Source organism: Mucilaginibacter sp., assembly GCF_039925265.1.
In the GTDB taxonomy this organism is placed as follows: domain Bacteria; phylum Bacteroidota; class Bacteroidia; order Sphingobacteriales; family Sphingobacteriaceae; genus Mucilaginibacter.
Genome location: NZ_JBDSZG010000016.1, coordinates 75,297 through 91,509, shown reverse-complemented (window position 1 = coordinate 91,509; position 16,213 = coordinate 75,297). Strand labels below are relative to the sequence as shown.

The following is a 16,213-nucleotide window of genomic DNA, read 5'->3' as shown; positions in this document are numbered from 1 at the left end:
TGTAATGCCTTTGCAACAACCAACCGATAGTATTTTTAACCAGCTCGACGCTCTCGGCCACAAAAAAGTTGTGTTTTGCAGCGATCCGGATACCGGTTTGAGGGCCATCATCGCTATTCATGATACTACGTTGGGCCCGGCTTTGGGTGGCACCCGATTTTGGGCCTACAAAACCGAGCAGGAAGCCCTGCAGGATGTATTGCGCCTGTCCAAAAGCATGACGTATAAATCGGCCATCGCGGGTTTAAACCTCGGTGGGGGTAAAGCGGTTATCATCGGCGATTCACGTAAAGACAAAACAGAAGCTTTACTGCGCAAATTTGGCAGGTTCATCAAAAACCTTAATGGCGAATTTATTACCGCCGAGGATGTAGGTACCAATCCACGCGATATGGAGTACATCCGCATGGAGACCGAACACGTTACCGGCGTACCCGAAACCATGGGCGGGAGCGGTGATCCTGCGCCTATTGCCGCGTTGGGTGTTTATATGGGTATTAAAGCCTGCATTAAGGAACTCTATGGCCACGATAGCGTAACCGGCAAATCTGTTATTGTACAGGGCATTGGCCACGTAGGCGAGCATTTGGTAAAATTACTGCGCGAGGAGAACGCCAAGGTTTACATCAGCGATATTAACGACGAGCGTACCCGCCAGGTATCAAAAAAATATGGTGCCGAAGCGGTATCAAACAATTCGATATTTGATATTAATGCCGATATCTATGCGCCTTGTGCCTTAGGCTCTACTATCAACACACAAACCATTGCCAAATTGCAATGCCCTATTATAGCAGGTTCGGCAAATAACCAGTTACAGGACGAGGCGCTGCACGGCCAAATGCTGCTGGATAAAGGCATCCTGTTTGCGCCGGATTACGTAATAAACGCGGGTGGCATTATCAATTGCTATTCGGAACTGATGGGCTTTAGTAAAAAGCGCACCATGCAGCTTACAGAGAATATTTACGAAGCCACGCGTAATGTTTTAAAGCTATCAAAGGCCGAAAATATTTCTACTGTAAACGCTGCAAACAAAATTGCCGAAAAACGTATTTCAGATATTAAAAAAGTAAAGTCAACCTATTAATTATTATCATAAACAGCCAGCCACCGGGCGGCATAATCGTTCTTACAAATGTTAAACAGAAGGCACCTTAGGGTAAAAGTATTACAATCGTTGTATGCGTACCACCAATCGAACTCACGCGATATCAAACATCACGAAAAACAGCTCTTAAGCAGTATAGACCAGGTATTTGAAATGTACATCTGGATGCTGTCGCTTATCAGCGAAGTAATATCGTACACGGAGCGCGACGCGGAAGAAAGAGCCAATAAGCACTTGCCAACCGCCGATGACTTAAATCCCAATCTTAAAATATTAACTAACCGCTTTTTTACTTCTCTTGGTGATAATAAAGAATACCTCGTTTCGCTAAAAAAATACAAGGTAGACTGGTCGTTTGATCCCGAACTGGCAAAATCGCTGTTCACTACTTTAAAAAACTCTACGGATTACGCCGAATACCTGGCGAAAACCGAGGACACCATCGGTAGCGATAAAGACATCATTAAATTCATCTTCAAAAAAGTTATCCTTAAATCATCACTTGCCGAGCAGGTTTTTGAGGATAAGTTTATTTACTGGCCGGTAGATAGAGAGGTTTTACAGGCGCTTATTGCCAAAACGTTTAAAAACTTTGCCTACGATGACCCTAAAGAAAATCACCTGGCCGAAATTAGCGGCAATTGGGTGGAGGACAGGGATTTTGTAGTAAACCTGTTTGAGCAAACCATCAGGTTTGATACCCCATACCAGGAACTCATCGCCCAGAAAACCCAAAATTGGGAGCCGGATCGTATCGCGATGATGGATACCTTATTAATGAAGATGGCTATTACAGAATTTATTAATTTTACGTCCATCCCGGTTAAGGTTACCATTAACGAGTACCTGGAGATCTCCAAAGAGTTTAGTACACCTAAAAGTAATTCGTTTATAAACGGTATATTAGACAAGATTTTATTTGAGTTGAAAGCAGAGAATAAAGTAAAGAAAATAGGCAGAGGATTAATAGAATAACAATATAATGAAAAAGCTGATCTTATGTACCATGGTTGCCGGGATGTTGTTTTCGGCATGTAATTCATCTACCAAAACAGGCGGTGCTGCAACTGCCGATAATGTAAGCGCTACCAATGCGCCGGTGATGAAGTTTGAAAAAGAATCGCACGATTTTGGTAAAATTAAAACAGGCGATAAGGTAACTTACGAGTTTAAATTTACCAACACCGGCAAATCGCCCTTAATTATTAAGGATGCTATAGCCACGTGTGGTTGTACAAAACCCGAGGCACCAAAAACGCCGATACAGCCCGGGGCCGATGGTGTTATAAAAGTAACTTTTAGCAGTATAGGCAAAATGGGCCTGCAGGATAAACAGATAACCGTTACCGCCAATACAAACCCTGCACAAACTATGGTGCACCTTATTGGCGAGGTAACAAACTAATTAATATATAAATTTAAAAATGACAGCAACTATTTTTTTACAGGCAGCATCGCCTAATTTTTACGGTATCAACCCACAGTTCATCATGTTCGGGTTAATTGCGGTAGTATTTTATTTTTTCATGATACGCCCGCAAATGAAAAAAGCGAAAGATCAGAAGAAATACGTTGAAGAGCTTAAAAAAGGCGATAAGGTAATTACCACCTCCGGTATCCACGGTAAAATATACGAAGTTGCCGATACAACTTTTTTAATTGAAGTAGAGAATGGTGGCCGCATCCGTTTCAGCAAATCGGCTATCTCTTTAGAAGAATCTAAAGCTTTAAACACCCCCGCGGTAGTTAAATAAGCCATAAAAGGATAAAGGTAAAAGGCGAAAGATTTCTTTCGCCTTCTTTTGTTTTACAAAGTTTACCTTTGTCCTTTCTCCTTCTATTCTTTTTATCTAAAAATGGCAATAATCAAATTATCGGCAATTGAGCGCAGGCGGCTATCCGCTTTTGTTACCTGCCTGGTGGTTGCTTTATTTGCCTGGTTATTTACGGTGCTATCAAATCCTTATAAATACACCGTTAAGCGGGTGCTTAATTTTAAGAATACCCCGCAGCGGCGTGCATTTCACTCACTTCAGCCCGATACCATAAACGCAACGGTGCAAGGTACCGGCTGGAAGATGCTGTTTTCGCAGATGACCGGCGAGAACAAGGCTGTTACGGTAGATCTTAGCACGCTCGAAAATAAAAACTATGTAGTTTTAAGCACGCAGCTAAGCCAAATAAACGATAAGAAGGACCTAGACCACCAAATTGTGGCCTTTAACCCCGATACGCTTTACTTCGATTTCTCAAACCGGCTCATCAAGCGCGTACCCGTAAAACTGGTAACGGCGTTGCATTACCAGCGGCAGTTTGCACAGTCTGGTGCTATACGCATGAAACCGGCATACGTTACCATTAGCGGCCCTGCCGAGGTACTTGCTAAGATCAAATACTGGCGAACCGATTCGGTTAATTTAAACGACGTTAGCGAAAGTTTCAGGTCGCGGGTTAACCTGGTGCCTTCCGGCGAGGGTAACCTCAATGTGCTGCCTAAAAGCGTTTTTGTGAGTATTCCGGTAGACGAGTTTACCGAGAAAACGATGCAGATCCCGGTTAAACTGATCAACAATCGTAACTTTTATGACGTTAAGATCTTTCCGCAGAAGGTACGGGTTACGTTCACCACTTCGCTGAAGGATTACCCCGATATGAACGAGGATGATTTTGAGGCCGTGGCCGATCTTGACCAGTGGAAGCAGGGCTACCGTGTGTTAACGGTAAGGCTTAACCACCTGCCATCGTACAGTAAAATAGTAAAAATAGAGCCACAAAATGTGGATTTCATCGTTAAGAAATAATGTTTAAAGTAGGCATCACCGGCAATATAGGCAGCGGCAAAACTACGGTTTGCAAAATATTTGAGGTATTGGGCATCCCCGTTTTTTATGCGGACGATGAAGCTAAAAAGGTGATGGTGAAAGATGTTATCCTGGTGGAGGGCATCAAAGAAACCTTCGGTACTGAATCCTACCTGGCCGACGAAACGCTTAACCGCAAGCATATCGCCGGAATTGTTTTTAATAACGAGGAAGAGCTGGTAAAGCTAAACCGGTTGGTACATCCGGCTGTTTTCCGTGCTTTTGAGGTGTGGGTGCAGCAATTCAAAGGGCGAAAAGATGTGCCTTATGTATTAAAGGAGGCTGCATTACTGTTCGAAAGCGATTCCTACAAAATGTGCCATCGCTCGCTGATGATATCGGCACCTGAGAAAATACGCCTGCAGCGTGTAATGCTGCGCGATAAGGTAAGTGAAGAAGAAGTACAGAAACGTAATAGCCGCCAAATGAGCGAAGAGCAAAAACTGGATCTGGCTAACGATATAATTATTAACGACGATACCGAACTGGTAATACCACGGGTGTTGCAACTGCACAAATTATACCTGTCTCTTGCTCAAAGCGAATGATATTAGACGATTTTCTTTCTTTCGATGCCAACGGGCTATACTGCCGTTACGGCGATTTCTACCTCGACCCAAAACAACCCGTAGCTAAAGCCGTAATTACCCACGCCCATGCCGACCACGCCGTAAGCGGGAATACCAATGTATATGCCACCACTGCTACTATCGCTTTTATGCAGCTGCGCTACGGCAAAAGCGCAGGGAAGGTAATTTATACTGCCGATTATAATGCCCCATTTGAGCTTGGAGGCGTGCAAATAACTTTTATTCCTGCGGGCCACATGCCCGGCTCCGCGCAGGTGCTTATGGAATATAAGAGGGCAAGGTATTTGTATACAGGTGATTACAAGCTGCAACCTGACAGCACCTGTGAGCCTATGCAATTTGTAAAGGCAGATGTACTGATCACCGAAAGTACTTTTGCAGAACCCAACACCGCCCATCCCGACCCGGTTGAGGAGATAAAAAAACTGAACGACATCAAGGTAAATATTCTGTTAGGGGCCTACAGCCTCGGCAAAAGCCAGCGCCTGATCAGGATGATAAACGATTACGCGCCGCAAAAAAAGATATTGGTGCATCATCGCATTATGCCCATTAACGCTATTTACGAGAAGATGGGTTTCGCCCTGGGCAAACACCAGATGTATGGGCGCAAGCTGATGAAAACGCAGGAGGAGTGGGTGTACATTGTGCCGCCCTTTACGTTTGATAGTTATTTGCGGGCAACCGGCGTTAAGCGCTTATTTGCTTCGGGATGGAAGAATTTACAGGTAAACGCGCAGGATACCCTGTTTATATCCGACCATGCCGACTGGGCCGATATCCTCCACACTATAGAACAAACCCAACCAAAACAAGTTTGGACCCTGCACGGGGAGGGTAAACACCTTCGGGATCATTTTAAAAATGATATTTTTGTAAAATTGCTGAACTAATGCTGCAGGAAAACGTAGACTACTACATCAACGAGGATGGTAACTTTGTTTTCACAAAAGAATATCATTTAAAACGCGGTTATTGCTGCAAAAACAAATGCCTGCACTGCCCCTGGAACTATGGGCGCGAAGAGGAGGAAAAACAAAAAGAAAATAAATAAGTTATATTTGCATCAAAATCAAGGTATTGCGTTAAAATGGGAATAGAGGAAGATATCAAAAGCACGAATTTTGAGGATAATTACCACAAAGCGGCCATCAACCTGTCGTACACGTACGGCTGGATGGCCAATATATCACGCCCAAAATTCGAACAGTACAATTTAACCCAGCAACAGTTTAATATACTGCGTATTCTGCGTGGCCAATACCCAAAGCCCGCAACCGTTAACCTGCTGAAAGAGCGCATGATAGATAAGATGTCCGATGCATCCCGCATTGTAGACAGGCTGGTACAAAAGGAATTGGTGTCGCGCTGCACTAACAATAAGGACCGCCGCGCTGTAGATATCCGCATCAGCGACCAGGGGCTGGAGATCCTGTCCAAAATGGATAAGGAATTTAAAACCCGCGACATCCTCGGCGAAAACCTTACCGAAGAAGAGGCAGGCCAGTTGAGCGAACTATTGGATAAAATGAGGGGGGCTTAAGTTTAGAAACAAGATTTTTTAAATCAGGAAAACAAGATATAGAAGGCGCATGTGCAAAACGGGCGCCTTTCCTCTTTTTTTAATTCCCCTCGAAGAGTAATAGCCCATCAGAAGATTTATTTATTAAGTTTTTTTACGATTTCATAGTAGAAGTTTTAGCATTTATGGTGACACGACTATTCCCCCAAAAAATGTTAACCCTCTGTTTTTGTAATTTATTGATTATCAAATAATTAAAAAATAATTATTGAAATTGTGTTAAGTTATGTTAACCCTGTTTTGCCATAAAAAAATGTTACCGATGGGAATAGCGATGCCCAAATTGAAGCGAATCTTAGCAGGGCTGATAGGATTGAATTATGTTGTTTTTAATAGGCTATAACCTTTGGGAGGGGTTTGCCAGCTTAGTTCTACGCCTTAAATCCCGGCTGCAATTTTCTAAACCCTAAGGCAAATAACCAACCCACTAAAGCCCCATACAGCCCGCCTGCTACAACATCTACCGGGTAATGAACACCAACATACACCTGCGCAAAGCAGATAATAGCAGCCCATATCAGGGCCGTGATGCCAGCCCATTTCCATCTGCGGTAAAACAGGCAACAAAGGAAAGCAGCGAGGGCAAAATGGTCTGTTGCGTGGGTGGAGGGGAAGCTGTAGCCCGTTCCACAGGGCACCCTGCTGATGACGGTTTGGGAGGTAACCGCATCCCGGCAGGGCCTGGCGCGCTGTACCTGTTTTTTTATAATTGTGGCGCTGGTAAAATCGGCGAAGCCGGCAGCTAAGGCAAGTATTAGCACCAATACGGCACCCTGTTTTTTATAGCGGTAAATACAGAAAGCGATGATGAAGATATACAGCGGGATCCAAAACCCGGGGTTGCGCATCAGGGGCATTATCCAGTCGAAGAACGCGTTGGATAGGTCGTGGTTGATGAAGTAAAATAAATGCCGGTCGAGCTGTAAAAGGAAATCGGGCATTGGCTTTCTGGCGGATAAATAATGTTTACGCGCCAAATATAGCCAATAAATTCAGCCTTAAAACTACCGTATGTTTACAATGCTATGGGTTAAATAACTTATTTTTGCAGCCTAAATAACAGCACATTTTGACACTCATAAAATCAATTTCGGGCATCAGGGGCACCATTGGCGGGGCAGCAGGCGACGGCTTAACGCCTTTGGATATTGTAAAGTTCACATCGGCATACGGCAGCTGGGCGGTTAAACGCTCGGGTATCAAAAAGATCGTTATCGGCCGCGACGCACGCCTATCCGGTGATATGGTGAACAACCTCGTTATCGGCACTTTACAAGGTTTGGGTATTGATGTGATAGACCTCGGCCTATCCACAACACCAACCGTAGAAGTTGCCGTGCCCGATGAGCAGGCTGCGGGAGGTATCATCCTCACGGCCAGCCACAACCCCAAACAATGGAACGCCCTGAAACTGCTGAACGCCGATGGCGAATTCATCAGCGATGCCGATGGAAAAGAAGTTTTAGAAATTGCCGAAAACAGCGATTTTATATACGCCGGTGTAGATGCCCTTGGTAAAGTGACTAAGGACGATAGCTACCTGCAAAAACATATCGATAAAATACTGGCCCTGCCTTTAGTGGATGTAGAAGCCATCAAAGCTGCCGATTTTAAGGTAGTGATTGATTGCGTAAACTCTACCGGTGGCATTTTTGTGCCGGCCTTGTTAAAAACCCTGGGCGTAAATACCATTCACGAATTATACTGCGAGCCCGATGGCCATTTTCCGCATAACCCCGAGCCGCTGCCCGAGAATTTGGTAGCCTTAGCTCAGGAAGTGACCAAGAAAAATGCCGACCTGGGTATAGCGGTTGACCCGGATGTGGATCGCCTTTGCTTTGTGTGCGAAGATGGCAACGTATTTGGTGAAGAATATACCCTGGTTGCCGTTGCCGACTATGTGCTGAAGAACAACAAAGGCAATACGGTATCCAACCTGTCATCTACCCGTGCCCTGCGGGACGTTACCGAAAAGGAAGGCGGCGAATACCATGCCGCTGCCGTTGGCGAAGTGAACGTGGTAAATAAAATGAAAGAAGTTGACGCTGTTATAGGCGGCGAAGGCAATGGCGGGGTCATCTATCCCGAACTGCACTACGGCCGCGACGCGCTGGTGGGTATCGCTTTGTTTTTAACCCATTTGGCTAAATTTGGCAAACCGGTATCCGTTCTGAGGGCCTCTTACCCGGGTTATTTTATCTCCAAAAACAAAATAACGCTTACGCCGGAGATGGATATAGACGCGCTGCTGCTGAAAGTTGAGGAGAAATACCAAAAGCAGCCGCACTCAACAATTGATGGCCTGAAAATAGAATTTGACAAAGAATGGGTACATTTGCGCAGATCGAATACCGAACCCATTATCCGCATCTATTCTGAAGCAAATTCGGAAACAGTAGCGAATAACCTGGCCGAAAAGATCATAGCAGACATAAAAGAAATATTAAATTTATAACGGTTGGTATGAGTCCGAACTCCGGAAGACGGTAAGTCTGAAAGACCGGAAAATTCGGAGCAATAACCACTCACAACTCACCATTCACCACTTACTACTATGCGCGTTTACTTCGATAATGCAGCCACTACCGCCCTCGATCCTGAAGTTTTAAAGGAAATGTACAAGGTGATGGAGAACCAGTTTGGCAACCCATCCTCCATACACGCCCATGGCCGTGAAGTACGCACGCTGATAGAGCGTTCGCGTAAAACCGTAGCTAACCTGCTGCACACCTCGCCTGCGGAGATCTTCTTCACCAGCGGTGGTACCGAGGCCGATAACACCGCTATCCGTTGCGGCATTATCGATCATAAGCTTACCCACGCCATCACCACCAAGCTGGAGCACCACGCGGTGATCCATACGTTGCAGTCGATGGAAAAATCGGGTATCATCAAACTAAGCTATGTGGATGTTGATTGTAAAGGCAACGTAGATTACAACCACCTGGAAACTTTGCTGAAGGATAACGAGCGCAGTTTTGTGTCCCTGATGCACGCCAATAACGAGTTGGGTACCATTACCGATATAGAACGCGTAGGCGACCTGTGTGAGGCCTATAATGCTATTTTCCACAGCGATACCGTGCAAACCGTTGGCCACTACCTACACGATCTACAGAAGCTTAAAGTGCACTTTATGGTATGCGCGGCCCACAAGCTGCACGGCCCAAAAGGCGTTGGCTTTTTGCACGTGAATCACAAAGTAAAAATCAACCCCATGATATACGGGGGCGCACAGGAACGCAACATGCGCGGCGGTACCGAAAACGTTTACGGCATAGCCGGCCTTGCCAAAGCACTGGAACTGGCCTACACCGAAATGGGCGCCCACCAAACTTACATACAGGACTTGAAAAGCTACATGATGGCTAAAATGATACAGGAAATACCTGGCGTTGCCTTCAACGGCGAAACTGACCCGGCGAAGAGCCTGTATACTGTACTGAACACCTCCTTCCCGGAGATGGACATGGCAGATATGCTGCTGTTTAACCTGGATATTGCAGGCATTTCGGCATCGGGTGGCAGTGCATGCAGTTCCGGCTCGGATATTGGCTCGCACGTGTTAACCGCCATCGGCGCCAGCGCGGACAGGCCATCGGTTAGGTTCTCCTTCTCTAAGTATAATACTAAGGATGAAGTTGATTTTACGGTTGCTAAGTTGAAAGAGCTTTGCATGGTGAGCGCGTAAGGATACGTTTCTTCGGAATATTATCTTACAACCCAAATGAGAAAATTACTATATAATGTTTACTCTACAATTAACGAGGAACAATACTTTGCGTTGTTCGACGAGATATTAAATATAGAGAAAATTGTAAAACCACTTTTTAAAAGCCATAATTGGAAGTTAAAATTTTCGATTGAGAAAACAGAGGGCATAGCTTTTAGTTTCTGTAAAAACGAGGGGCCTTATGGAAGCTTCTCAATTGTGTTCGATGATTTGCCTGATAAGTTAAGCTTCTCGTCTTCTATGATGAAATCCATTGACACACGCGATACCCGTTATCTTTTAAAATACAATTTGATCGAGAAAGCAGAACTAAGTTTTTTCAAAAATGATATACTAAGTCGGGTCAGCGATGCGATTATAATCTATAATAGCTGGACAATAGACGATATTAAAAAAGGTGAAAAAATTGAATTAAGATAATTACTTATTGTCTTTTTTGCCGCTGTTGATGGTGTCCTCACCGTCGCATTCCAAGCCTTCCAGTTAGGGCACCGGAAGAAGAAATGGTAATTAAATTTCGTTATCGTTAAAATTGGTATTGTTTTTGGTTGATGGTTAATGAACAATTAAAAACTAAATATCATGGAAAGCAACGAAAGAAACCCGGAATACAATCCAAGCCATAACCCGAACGAAACACCTGAAGAGCGCCAAAGCGAACAGGAGGGTACAGGTTACCGCCAGCAGAACGAACAAGAACAACAGCAGGAAGGCAATGATGCATCATACAGCGAACAAAATGATGTAACCCAGCCGGATAGAAAAGAGTTCCCGTCTGAAGGCCCGGCACGTGCAGATTTTGAAAGCCGTCCGCATGGCCGCACTACAGGCCGTATGGTAGGGCACGAGCCTGGTACAGAAGGGATATAACCAAGCCCCCCTTCAGGGGGCGGGGGGGGCTACGGGCGCTAGCATCTTTAAAAAGCTCGCTAATTTTTCTTTCATTTCCCTGCGGTCCACTATAAAATCGAGGAAACCGTGTTCCTGTACAAATTCGGCGGTTTGGAATCCTTTTGGTAAGTCTTTTTTAATAGTTTCCTTAATAACCCTCGGGCCGGCAAAGCCAATTAGTGAACCCGGCTCGGCAATATTGATGTCGCCCAGCATAGCGTAAGATGCGGTTACACCGCCTGTTGTTGGGTCGGTAAGTAAAGAGATATAAGGTATTTTTGCCTGGCTTAAAAGGGCCAGTTTAGCCGATGTTTTGGCCATCTGCATCAGCGAGAAGGCTGCTTCCATCATTCGGGCACCTCCCGATTTGGAGATCATCAGGAAAGGGATCTTATTAGCAATACTGTGATCGATAGACCGGGCTATCTTTTCGCCCACTACCGAACCCATAGAGCCGCCAATGAAGTTAAAATCCATACAAGCGATAACCACATCTTGCCCGTTCATTTTGCCAACGCCTGCGCGGATAGCATCCTGTAAACCGGTTTTCTTTTTGGTTTCAACTAAGCGGTCGGTGTATTTTTTGGTATCCGTAAAGTGCAGCGGGTCGCCGGAGGTAAGGCCGCCAAACAGTTCGGTAAATTGGTTATCATCAAACAGAATAGAAAAATACTCTTTGGAGCCAATGCGTATGTGGAAACCACAGTAGTGGCAAACGTATTGGTTTTCAACCTGCTCGGAGTAATGCAAAGGTTTTTTACAGTTGGGGCATTTGTTCCAGATGCCGTCGGGGGCTTCCTTCTTTTCCTCAGTAGTCGTAATTATCCCTTTAAGTTCTCGCTTAAACCACGCCATATCTATTTCTAAGTCTTTCAAGTAGTGCAAAGAAACGAAAAAAAGGTTGTAAGGTTATAATGTTTTAATGTTGAAATGTCTTTTTGAAACCGCACTTAAAAAATATATTAAAGCTTTGCGATAGGGCGTAAAGTCTACATAAACGGGCGTCTATGTATATTATTCAACTTTTCAAACGTCAAACCGTCAAACTTTTCAACTATTTTTATAACTTCGGCGCACAAACATAAAGTTCATAAAGTTAATGAGTTTAAAAGATTACAAGGGCGTACTGACCGGAGACCAGGTGCAGGAGCTATTTGAAGCAGCTAAAGAGCACCAGTTTGCTTTGCCGGCGGTAAACGTTATAGGCACAAACACTATAAATGCAGTAATGGAAACAGCAAAGGCTGTCAATTCTCCTGTTATTATTCAATTATCAAACGGCGGCGCGCAGTTTTACGCGGGTAAATCGCTGGATAATTCAAAACTACAGGCCTGTATCTTAGGCGGTGTATCTGCGGCAAAGCACGTGCATTTATTAGCTGAACATTACGGTGTTGCCGTAATTTTACATACCGACCATGCCGCAAAAAAATTATTGCCATGGATAGACGGTTTGTTAGAGCATGGCGAGAAATTTTTTGCTGAAACCGGCAAACCTCTGTTCTCTTCACACATGCTCGATCTTTCTGAAGAACCTATCGAAGAAAATATCGAAATATCTGCCAAATACTTAGCCCGTATGGCTAAAATGGGCATGACCGTTGAAATTGAACTTGGTGTAACCGGCGGCGAAGAAGACGGCGTTGATAACTCTGATGTAGATAGCTCACGCTTATACACCCAGCCAGAAGAGGTTGCTTACGCTTACGAAGAACTTTCTAAAGTGAGCGATAAATTCACCATTGCTGCTGCATTTGGTAATGTACACGGTGTGTACAAACCAGGTAACGTTAAATTGCAACCGGTTATCCTGCACAACTCTCAGGAGTTTTTAAAGACAAAGCACAACCTTACTGCCGATAAACCTATCAACTTCGTATTCCACGGTGGTTCGGGTTCATCACAGGAAGAAATTCGCGAAGCGATATCTTACGGAGCTATAAAAATGAACATTGATACCGATATGCAGTTTGCATTTTGGGAAGGTATAAAAGATTACTACCAGGCAAAAGAAGGCTATTTGCAAACACAAATTGGCAGCCCGGATGGAGATGATTCGCCAAACAAAAAATACTACGATCCACGCGTATGGTTACGCAAGGCCGAAGAAACTTTTGTAAAACGCTTAACCGTTGCCTTCGGCGATCTGAATTGCATCGACGCTAACAGCAAGATATAAGCTACATAGCTCATAAGAATAAAAACCGCCCTTGTGTAAGAACATTGGCGGTTTTTTTAGGTTTGTAAGGTTAAATATTAAGCAACATGGCTAAAAAGAAGAACAATAACTTATTCGAACGATTTTCCAATTGGGCAACTATGGCCACCGGTAGTTCGGCTGCATTTATTATTGCAATATCCACTATTGTAGTATGGCTAATAACGGGGCCGATATTTAATTATTCGGACACCTGGCAACTCATCATCAATACGGGTACTACCATCATCACCTTTTTAATGGTGTTCCTCATCCAGAAATCGCAGAATAAAGACTCAAAGGCCATCCATTTGAAACTGAACGAGTTGCTTGCTTCGCACCAGGGAGCCAGTAACCGAATGGTGGATATTGAGGACCTGAGCGAAATAGACCTGGACCAATTACATAAATTTTATGTAAAATTATCCGATCTTGCCGAGAAGGAAGATGACCTTACCTGTACGCATTCGATAGACGCGGCGGAGGAGAACCATTCAAGCAAGCAAACCGGCTATAAATCTAAATCTCATTATGCCCGAGCCCTCAAAAATAGAAGTACATCAGGTAAGTGATCCTATTGAACTGGAGAAAGTATTTGCCATACGCCGCGAAGTATTTGTTGTTGAACAAGATTGCCCGCCCGAACTGGAGTGGGAGTTTGAAGATGAAAGCACGCATTTTTTAGCCACGGTTGATGGCGAGCCCGCCGGCGCCTGCCGCTGGAGAAAAACCGATAAAGGCTATAAACTGGAGCGTTTTGCCGTACTGAAAAAATTCCGCGGTTTTGGCGTAGGGCAGGAGCTGGTGCGCAACGTACTGGGCGCTTTACCTGCCGATGCCACTTACATTTATATGCACGCCCAGTTAGCTGCTGTTACCTTATACGAGCGCTTCGGTTTTGAAAAAACCGGGCCCGAGTTTGAAGAAGCGGGGATAAGGCATTATAAGATGGTGCGGAAGTAATTTCAGATTTAGATTGGGCACTAACAACCGTCCCGCAATGACGTGTGGAGATATATTCAATTCTTGTCTCTTGATTCTTATTTCTTGCCTCTACGAACTAAACACTTTACCCGAATATTCCATTGCTTCGCCTAATTTATCCAAATCAAGGCCAGGGTCGCTGTTTTGGTGCAGGAGGTAGGCTATCAGGTTTTCGGTGGCGATGTTGCCTGTGAGGTCGTCTTTGGCCATTGGGCAGCCGCCGTAGCCTTTCAGGGCGGCATCAAAACGGGTACAGCCGGCCTCGTAGGCAGCGGATACTTTTTTCTGCCAGGTATCGGGCGTGGAGTGCAGGTGCAACCCAAAACTCGTGATCTCCGACATTTTGGTCAATGCCGGGTACAGGGCGCTGATCTGCTCCGGTTCGGCAATGCCAATAGTATCAGATAGCGCAATGTAACCAATACCTTCATCGATCATCTTTTGTGCCCAGTGCTGCACTATTTCCGCGTTCCATTCGTCGCCATAGGGGTTACCAAAACCCATGGAAAGGTATATCAGCAGCGATTTATCTTTAGCGAGGCAAAGCTCATTTATCCGCTTTACGTTGTCAAAGGCTTGGTTAATGGTTGTGTTGGTGTTTCTCAGTTGAAAAGTCTCTGAGATGGAAAATGGATATCCTAAAAAGGTAATCTCCTCGTGCGTCGCAGCTTCATCTGCACCCCGGTAATTGGCTATAATGGCCAATAGTTTAGATCGCGTGCTGCTCAGATCAAGCTTGCTTAATACTTCCGCGCTATCGCGCAGTTGGGGGATGGCCTTCGGCGATACAAAGCTGCCGAAATCTATGGTATCAAAACCTACCTGTAACAGCAGGTTGATATAGGCGGCCTTTACATCCGTAGGTACAAATTCGGTAAGGCCCTGCATGGCATCGCGGGGGCATTCGGTTATTCTTATCTGCTCAGCCATTTAGTCGACTTTTGAAACCTGTACATCCTTCTGCGCCAGTTCTTCGCGCTCAAACTTACGGATAATGAGCCTGCTGCCACCGTTGTTATTTACATAACTGGCTACCCAGTTGATGAATACAATTACCCTGTTACGCCCGCCCATCAGCGAAATGAGATGCACAAACATCCATATCAGCCAGGCAAAAAATCCCTGGAACCTGATCTTGCCCAAATCGGCGATGGCTTTGTTGCGGCCTATGGTAGCCAATGAGCCCTTATCAAAATATTTAAACGGCTCGGGCTGTTCGCCACGAATAATGCGGTTGATGTTTTTGCCGGTAAGCTGCCCCATTTGTATAGCCACCTGTGCCACGCCCGGGTGCCCTTTTGGCGTATCATCGGTAATCATGGCAGCCACATCGCCAATAGCGAAGATGTTGCTGCTGCCTACCATGCGGCAAACGTTATCTACCTTAACCCTGTTGCCGCGCTCTATGGCTTCTTTAGAAACACCTTCGGGTACAACACCAGCCACACCTGCCGACCAGATAACATTTTTGGTGCGGATACTTTTACCACCCTCGAATTTAATTTCTTCGCCATTATAGCTTTCTACTTTTACATTCAGCAATACTTCTACACCCATTTTGGTGAGGTAACCCTTTGCTGCGTTGGAGCCTTCATCAGAAAAAGGGCCCAATACCTTCGGCAGAAAATCTACCAGGTAAACCCTCATTTCTTCTTTGGCCAGTTCGGGGTAATCCTTATTAAGCACGTGATTGCGCAATTCGGCTAAAGCGCCTGCAAGCTCCACACCGGTAGGGCCGGCACCAACCAGCACGAATGATAGGTATGGCGCGCGTTCTTCCTTAGAGGGCTTTAAAATGGCTTCCTCCAGGTTTTGTAGCACCATATAGCGCAGGTTGAGTGCTTCCGGAATCGATTTCATCGGCATGGCGTGCTTTTCGATATCCTTATTGCCGAAGAAATTAGTGGTAGAGCCGGTGGCTATCACCAGGTAATCGTAAGGGAAAGGGCCTATATCGGTTTGCACCACGTTGCGTTCCGTATCTATTTTGCTCACTTCGGCAATGCGGAAACGAAGATTTTTTTGCCCCTCAAAGTTTTTGCGGAGAGAAAAGCCTATTGATTCGGCCTCCAGCCCGCCGGTGGCTACCTGGTAAAGCAGTGGTTGAAAAGTATGGTAATTATGTTTATCAAGCAGTATAACTTCTACAGGCTTATTGGCAAGCTGTTTGGCAACCTGTATGCCACCGAAGCCACCGCCTATGATAACTACTGTTGGGAATTTTGACAGTTCGTTAGGGTTCATGATACGTAGATTGTTGTGTA

Annotated in this window: 20 protein-coding genes; 16 read left to right on the top strand and 4 right to left on the bottom strand. The window is 45.1% G+C overall.

Annotated elements, in window-relative coordinates:
* Positions 1-4 precede the first annotated feature (4 nt).
* The 9 genes from ABIX36_RS08345 to ABIX36_RS08305 all read left to right on the top strand — a co-directional run bounded on the left by ABIX36_RS08345 (position 5) and on the right by ABIX36_RS08305 (position 6,105).
* The gene (locus ABIX36_RS08345; protein ID WP_348081708.1) at positions 5-1,090 is read left to right on the top strand and encodes a Glu/Leu/Phe/Val dehydrogenase; all 1,086 of its coding nucleotides are present in this window, start codon (positions 5-7) and stop codon (positions 1,088-1,090) included.
* A 48-nt stretch (positions 1,091-1,138) separates the two neighbouring features.
* A complete protein-coding gene (locus tag ABIX36_RS08340; RefSeq protein ID WP_348081707.1) occupies positions 1,139-2,086 on the top strand; it encodes a transcription antitermination protein NusB in 948 nt (315 codons plus the stop codon).
* A gap of 7 nt (positions 2,087-2,093) precedes the next feature.
* Positions 2,094-2,516: a DUF1573 domain-containing protein gene (locus tag ABIX36_RS08335; RefSeq protein WP_348081706.1), complete on the top strand. Its 423-nt coding sequence runs from the start codon at positions 2,094-2,096 to the stop codon at positions 2,514-2,516.
* 19 nt (positions 2,517-2,535) lie between these two features.
* The gene (yajC, locus tag ABIX36_RS08330) at positions 2,536-2,865 is read left to right on the top strand and encodes a preprotein translocase subunit YajC (RefSeq protein WP_348081705.1); all 330 of its coding nucleotides are present in this window, start codon (positions 2,536-2,538) and stop codon (positions 2,863-2,865) included.
* A gap of 102 nt (positions 2,866-2,967) precedes the next feature.
* On the top strand, positions 2,968-3,912 hold the full coding sequence (locus tag ABIX36_RS08325) for a CdaR family protein (RefSeq protein WP_348081704.1): 945 nt from the start codon (positions 2,968-2,970) through the stop codon (positions 3,910-3,912).
* Positions 3,912-4,520, top strand: coding sequence for a dephospho-CoA kinase (gene coaE, locus ABIX36_RS08320; RefSeq protein ID WP_348081703.1), 609 nt, complete (start codon positions 3,912-3,914; stop codon positions 4,518-4,520). The genes ABIX36_RS08325 and coaE overlap by 1 nt, the downstream gene beginning before the upstream one ends.
* Positions 4,517-5,455, top strand: coding sequence for an MBL fold metallo-hydrolase (locus tag ABIX36_RS08315; RefSeq protein ID WP_348081702.1), 939 nt, complete (start codon positions 4,517-4,519; stop codon positions 5,453-5,455). Before coaE ends, ABIX36_RS08315 begins: the two co-directional genes overlap by 4 nt.
* Positions 5,455-5,616: a DUF5522 domain-containing protein gene (locus tag ABIX36_RS08310; RefSeq protein ID WP_348081701.1), complete on the top strand. Its 162-nt coding sequence runs from the start codon at positions 5,455-5,457 to the stop codon at positions 5,614-5,616. The genes ABIX36_RS08315 and ABIX36_RS08310 overlap by 1 nt, the downstream gene beginning before the upstream one ends.
* A 36-nt stretch (positions 5,617-5,652) precedes the next feature.
* A complete protein-coding gene (locus tag ABIX36_RS08305; RefSeq protein ID WP_348081700.1) occupies positions 5,653-6,105 on the top strand; it encodes a MarR family transcriptional regulator in 453 nt (150 codons plus the stop codon).
* A gap of 410 nt (positions 6,106-6,515) precedes the next feature.
* On the opposite strand, the gene ABIX36_RS08300 is transcribed toward ABIX36_RS08305, so the two are convergent.
* Positions 6,516-7,085, bottom strand: a complete 570-nt coding sequence (locus ABIX36_RS08300; RefSeq protein WP_348081699.1) for a phosphatase PAP2 family protein — start codon at positions 7,083-7,085, stop codon at positions 6,516-6,518.
* Between the two features lie 128 nt (positions 7,086-7,213).
* Between ABIX36_RS08300 and glmM the strand changes: the two genes are divergently transcribed.
* From glmM to ABIX36_RS08280, 4 genes are all read left to right on the top strand, one after another.
* Entirely contained in the window at positions 7,214-8,599 is a 1,386-nt protein-coding gene (gene glmM / locus ABIX36_RS08295) for a phosphoglucosamine mutase (protein WP_348081698.1), read from the top strand.
* 99 nt (positions 8,600-8,698) lie between these two features.
* On the top strand, positions 8,699-9,835 hold the full coding sequence (locus tag ABIX36_RS08290; RefSeq protein ID WP_348081697.1) for a cysteine desulfurase family protein: 1,137 nt from the start codon (positions 8,699-8,701) through the stop codon (positions 9,833-9,835).
* A 36-nt stretch (positions 9,836-9,871) separates the two neighbouring features.
* Positions 9,872-10,297 carry a hypothetical protein gene (locus ABIX36_RS08285; RefSeq protein WP_348081696.1) on the top strand — a complete coding sequence of 142 codons (426 nt, stop codon included), beginning with the start codon at positions 9,872-9,874 and terminating at the stop codon, positions 10,295-10,297.
* Positions 10,298-10,459: 162 nt separating this feature from the next.
* Entirely contained in the window at positions 10,460-10,747 is a 288-nt protein-coding gene (locus ABIX36_RS08280; protein WP_348081695.1) for a hypothetical protein, read from the top strand.
* A gap of 12 nt (positions 10,748-10,759) precedes the next feature.
* On the opposite strand, the gene accD is transcribed toward ABIX36_RS08280, so the two are convergent.
* Positions 10,760-11,623 (bottom strand): acetyl-CoA carboxylase, carboxyltransferase subunit beta, encoded by an 864-nt coding sequence (gene accD / locus ABIX36_RS08275; RefSeq protein ID WP_348081807.1) that lies wholly within the window; start codon positions 11,621-11,623, stop codon positions 10,760-10,762.
* A 244-nt stretch (positions 11,624-11,867) separates the two neighbouring features.
* Here accD and fbaA point away from each other — a divergent pair, with 244 nt between their 5' ends.
* From fbaA to ABIX36_RS08260, 3 genes are all read left to right on the top strand, one after another.
* Positions 11,868-12,947, top strand: a complete 1,080-nt coding sequence (gene fbaA, locus ABIX36_RS08270; RefSeq protein ID WP_348081694.1) for a class II fructose-bisphosphate aldolase — start codon at positions 11,868-11,870, stop codon at positions 12,945-12,947.
* A gap of 86 nt (positions 12,948-13,033) precedes the next feature.
* On the top strand, positions 13,034-13,537 hold the full coding sequence (locus ABIX36_RS08265) for a low affinity iron permease family protein (protein ID WP_348081693.1): 504 nt from the start codon (positions 13,034-13,036) through the stop codon (positions 13,535-13,537).
* Entirely contained in the window at positions 13,497-13,928 is a 432-nt protein-coding gene (locus ABIX36_RS08260) for a GNAT family N-acetyltransferase (RefSeq protein WP_348081692.1), read from the top strand. Before ABIX36_RS08265 ends, ABIX36_RS08260 begins: the two co-directional genes overlap by 41 nt.
* A gap of 90 nt (positions 13,929-14,018) precedes the next feature.
* On the opposite strand, the gene ABIX36_RS08255 is transcribed toward ABIX36_RS08260, so the two are convergent.
* Both ABIX36_RS08255 and ABIX36_RS08250 read right to left on the bottom strand, forming a co-directional pair.
* Positions 14,019-14,879, bottom strand: a complete 861-nt coding sequence (locus ABIX36_RS08255) for a hydroxymethylglutaryl-CoA lyase (protein ID WP_348081691.1) — start codon at positions 14,877-14,879, stop codon at positions 14,019-14,021.
* Positions 14,880-16,193, bottom strand: a complete 1,314-nt coding sequence (locus tag ABIX36_RS08250; RefSeq protein WP_348081690.1) for an NAD(P)/FAD-dependent oxidoreductase — start codon at positions 16,191-16,193, stop codon at positions 14,880-14,882. It abuts the gene before it with no gap.
* Positions 16,194-16,213: the final 20 nt, after the last annotated feature.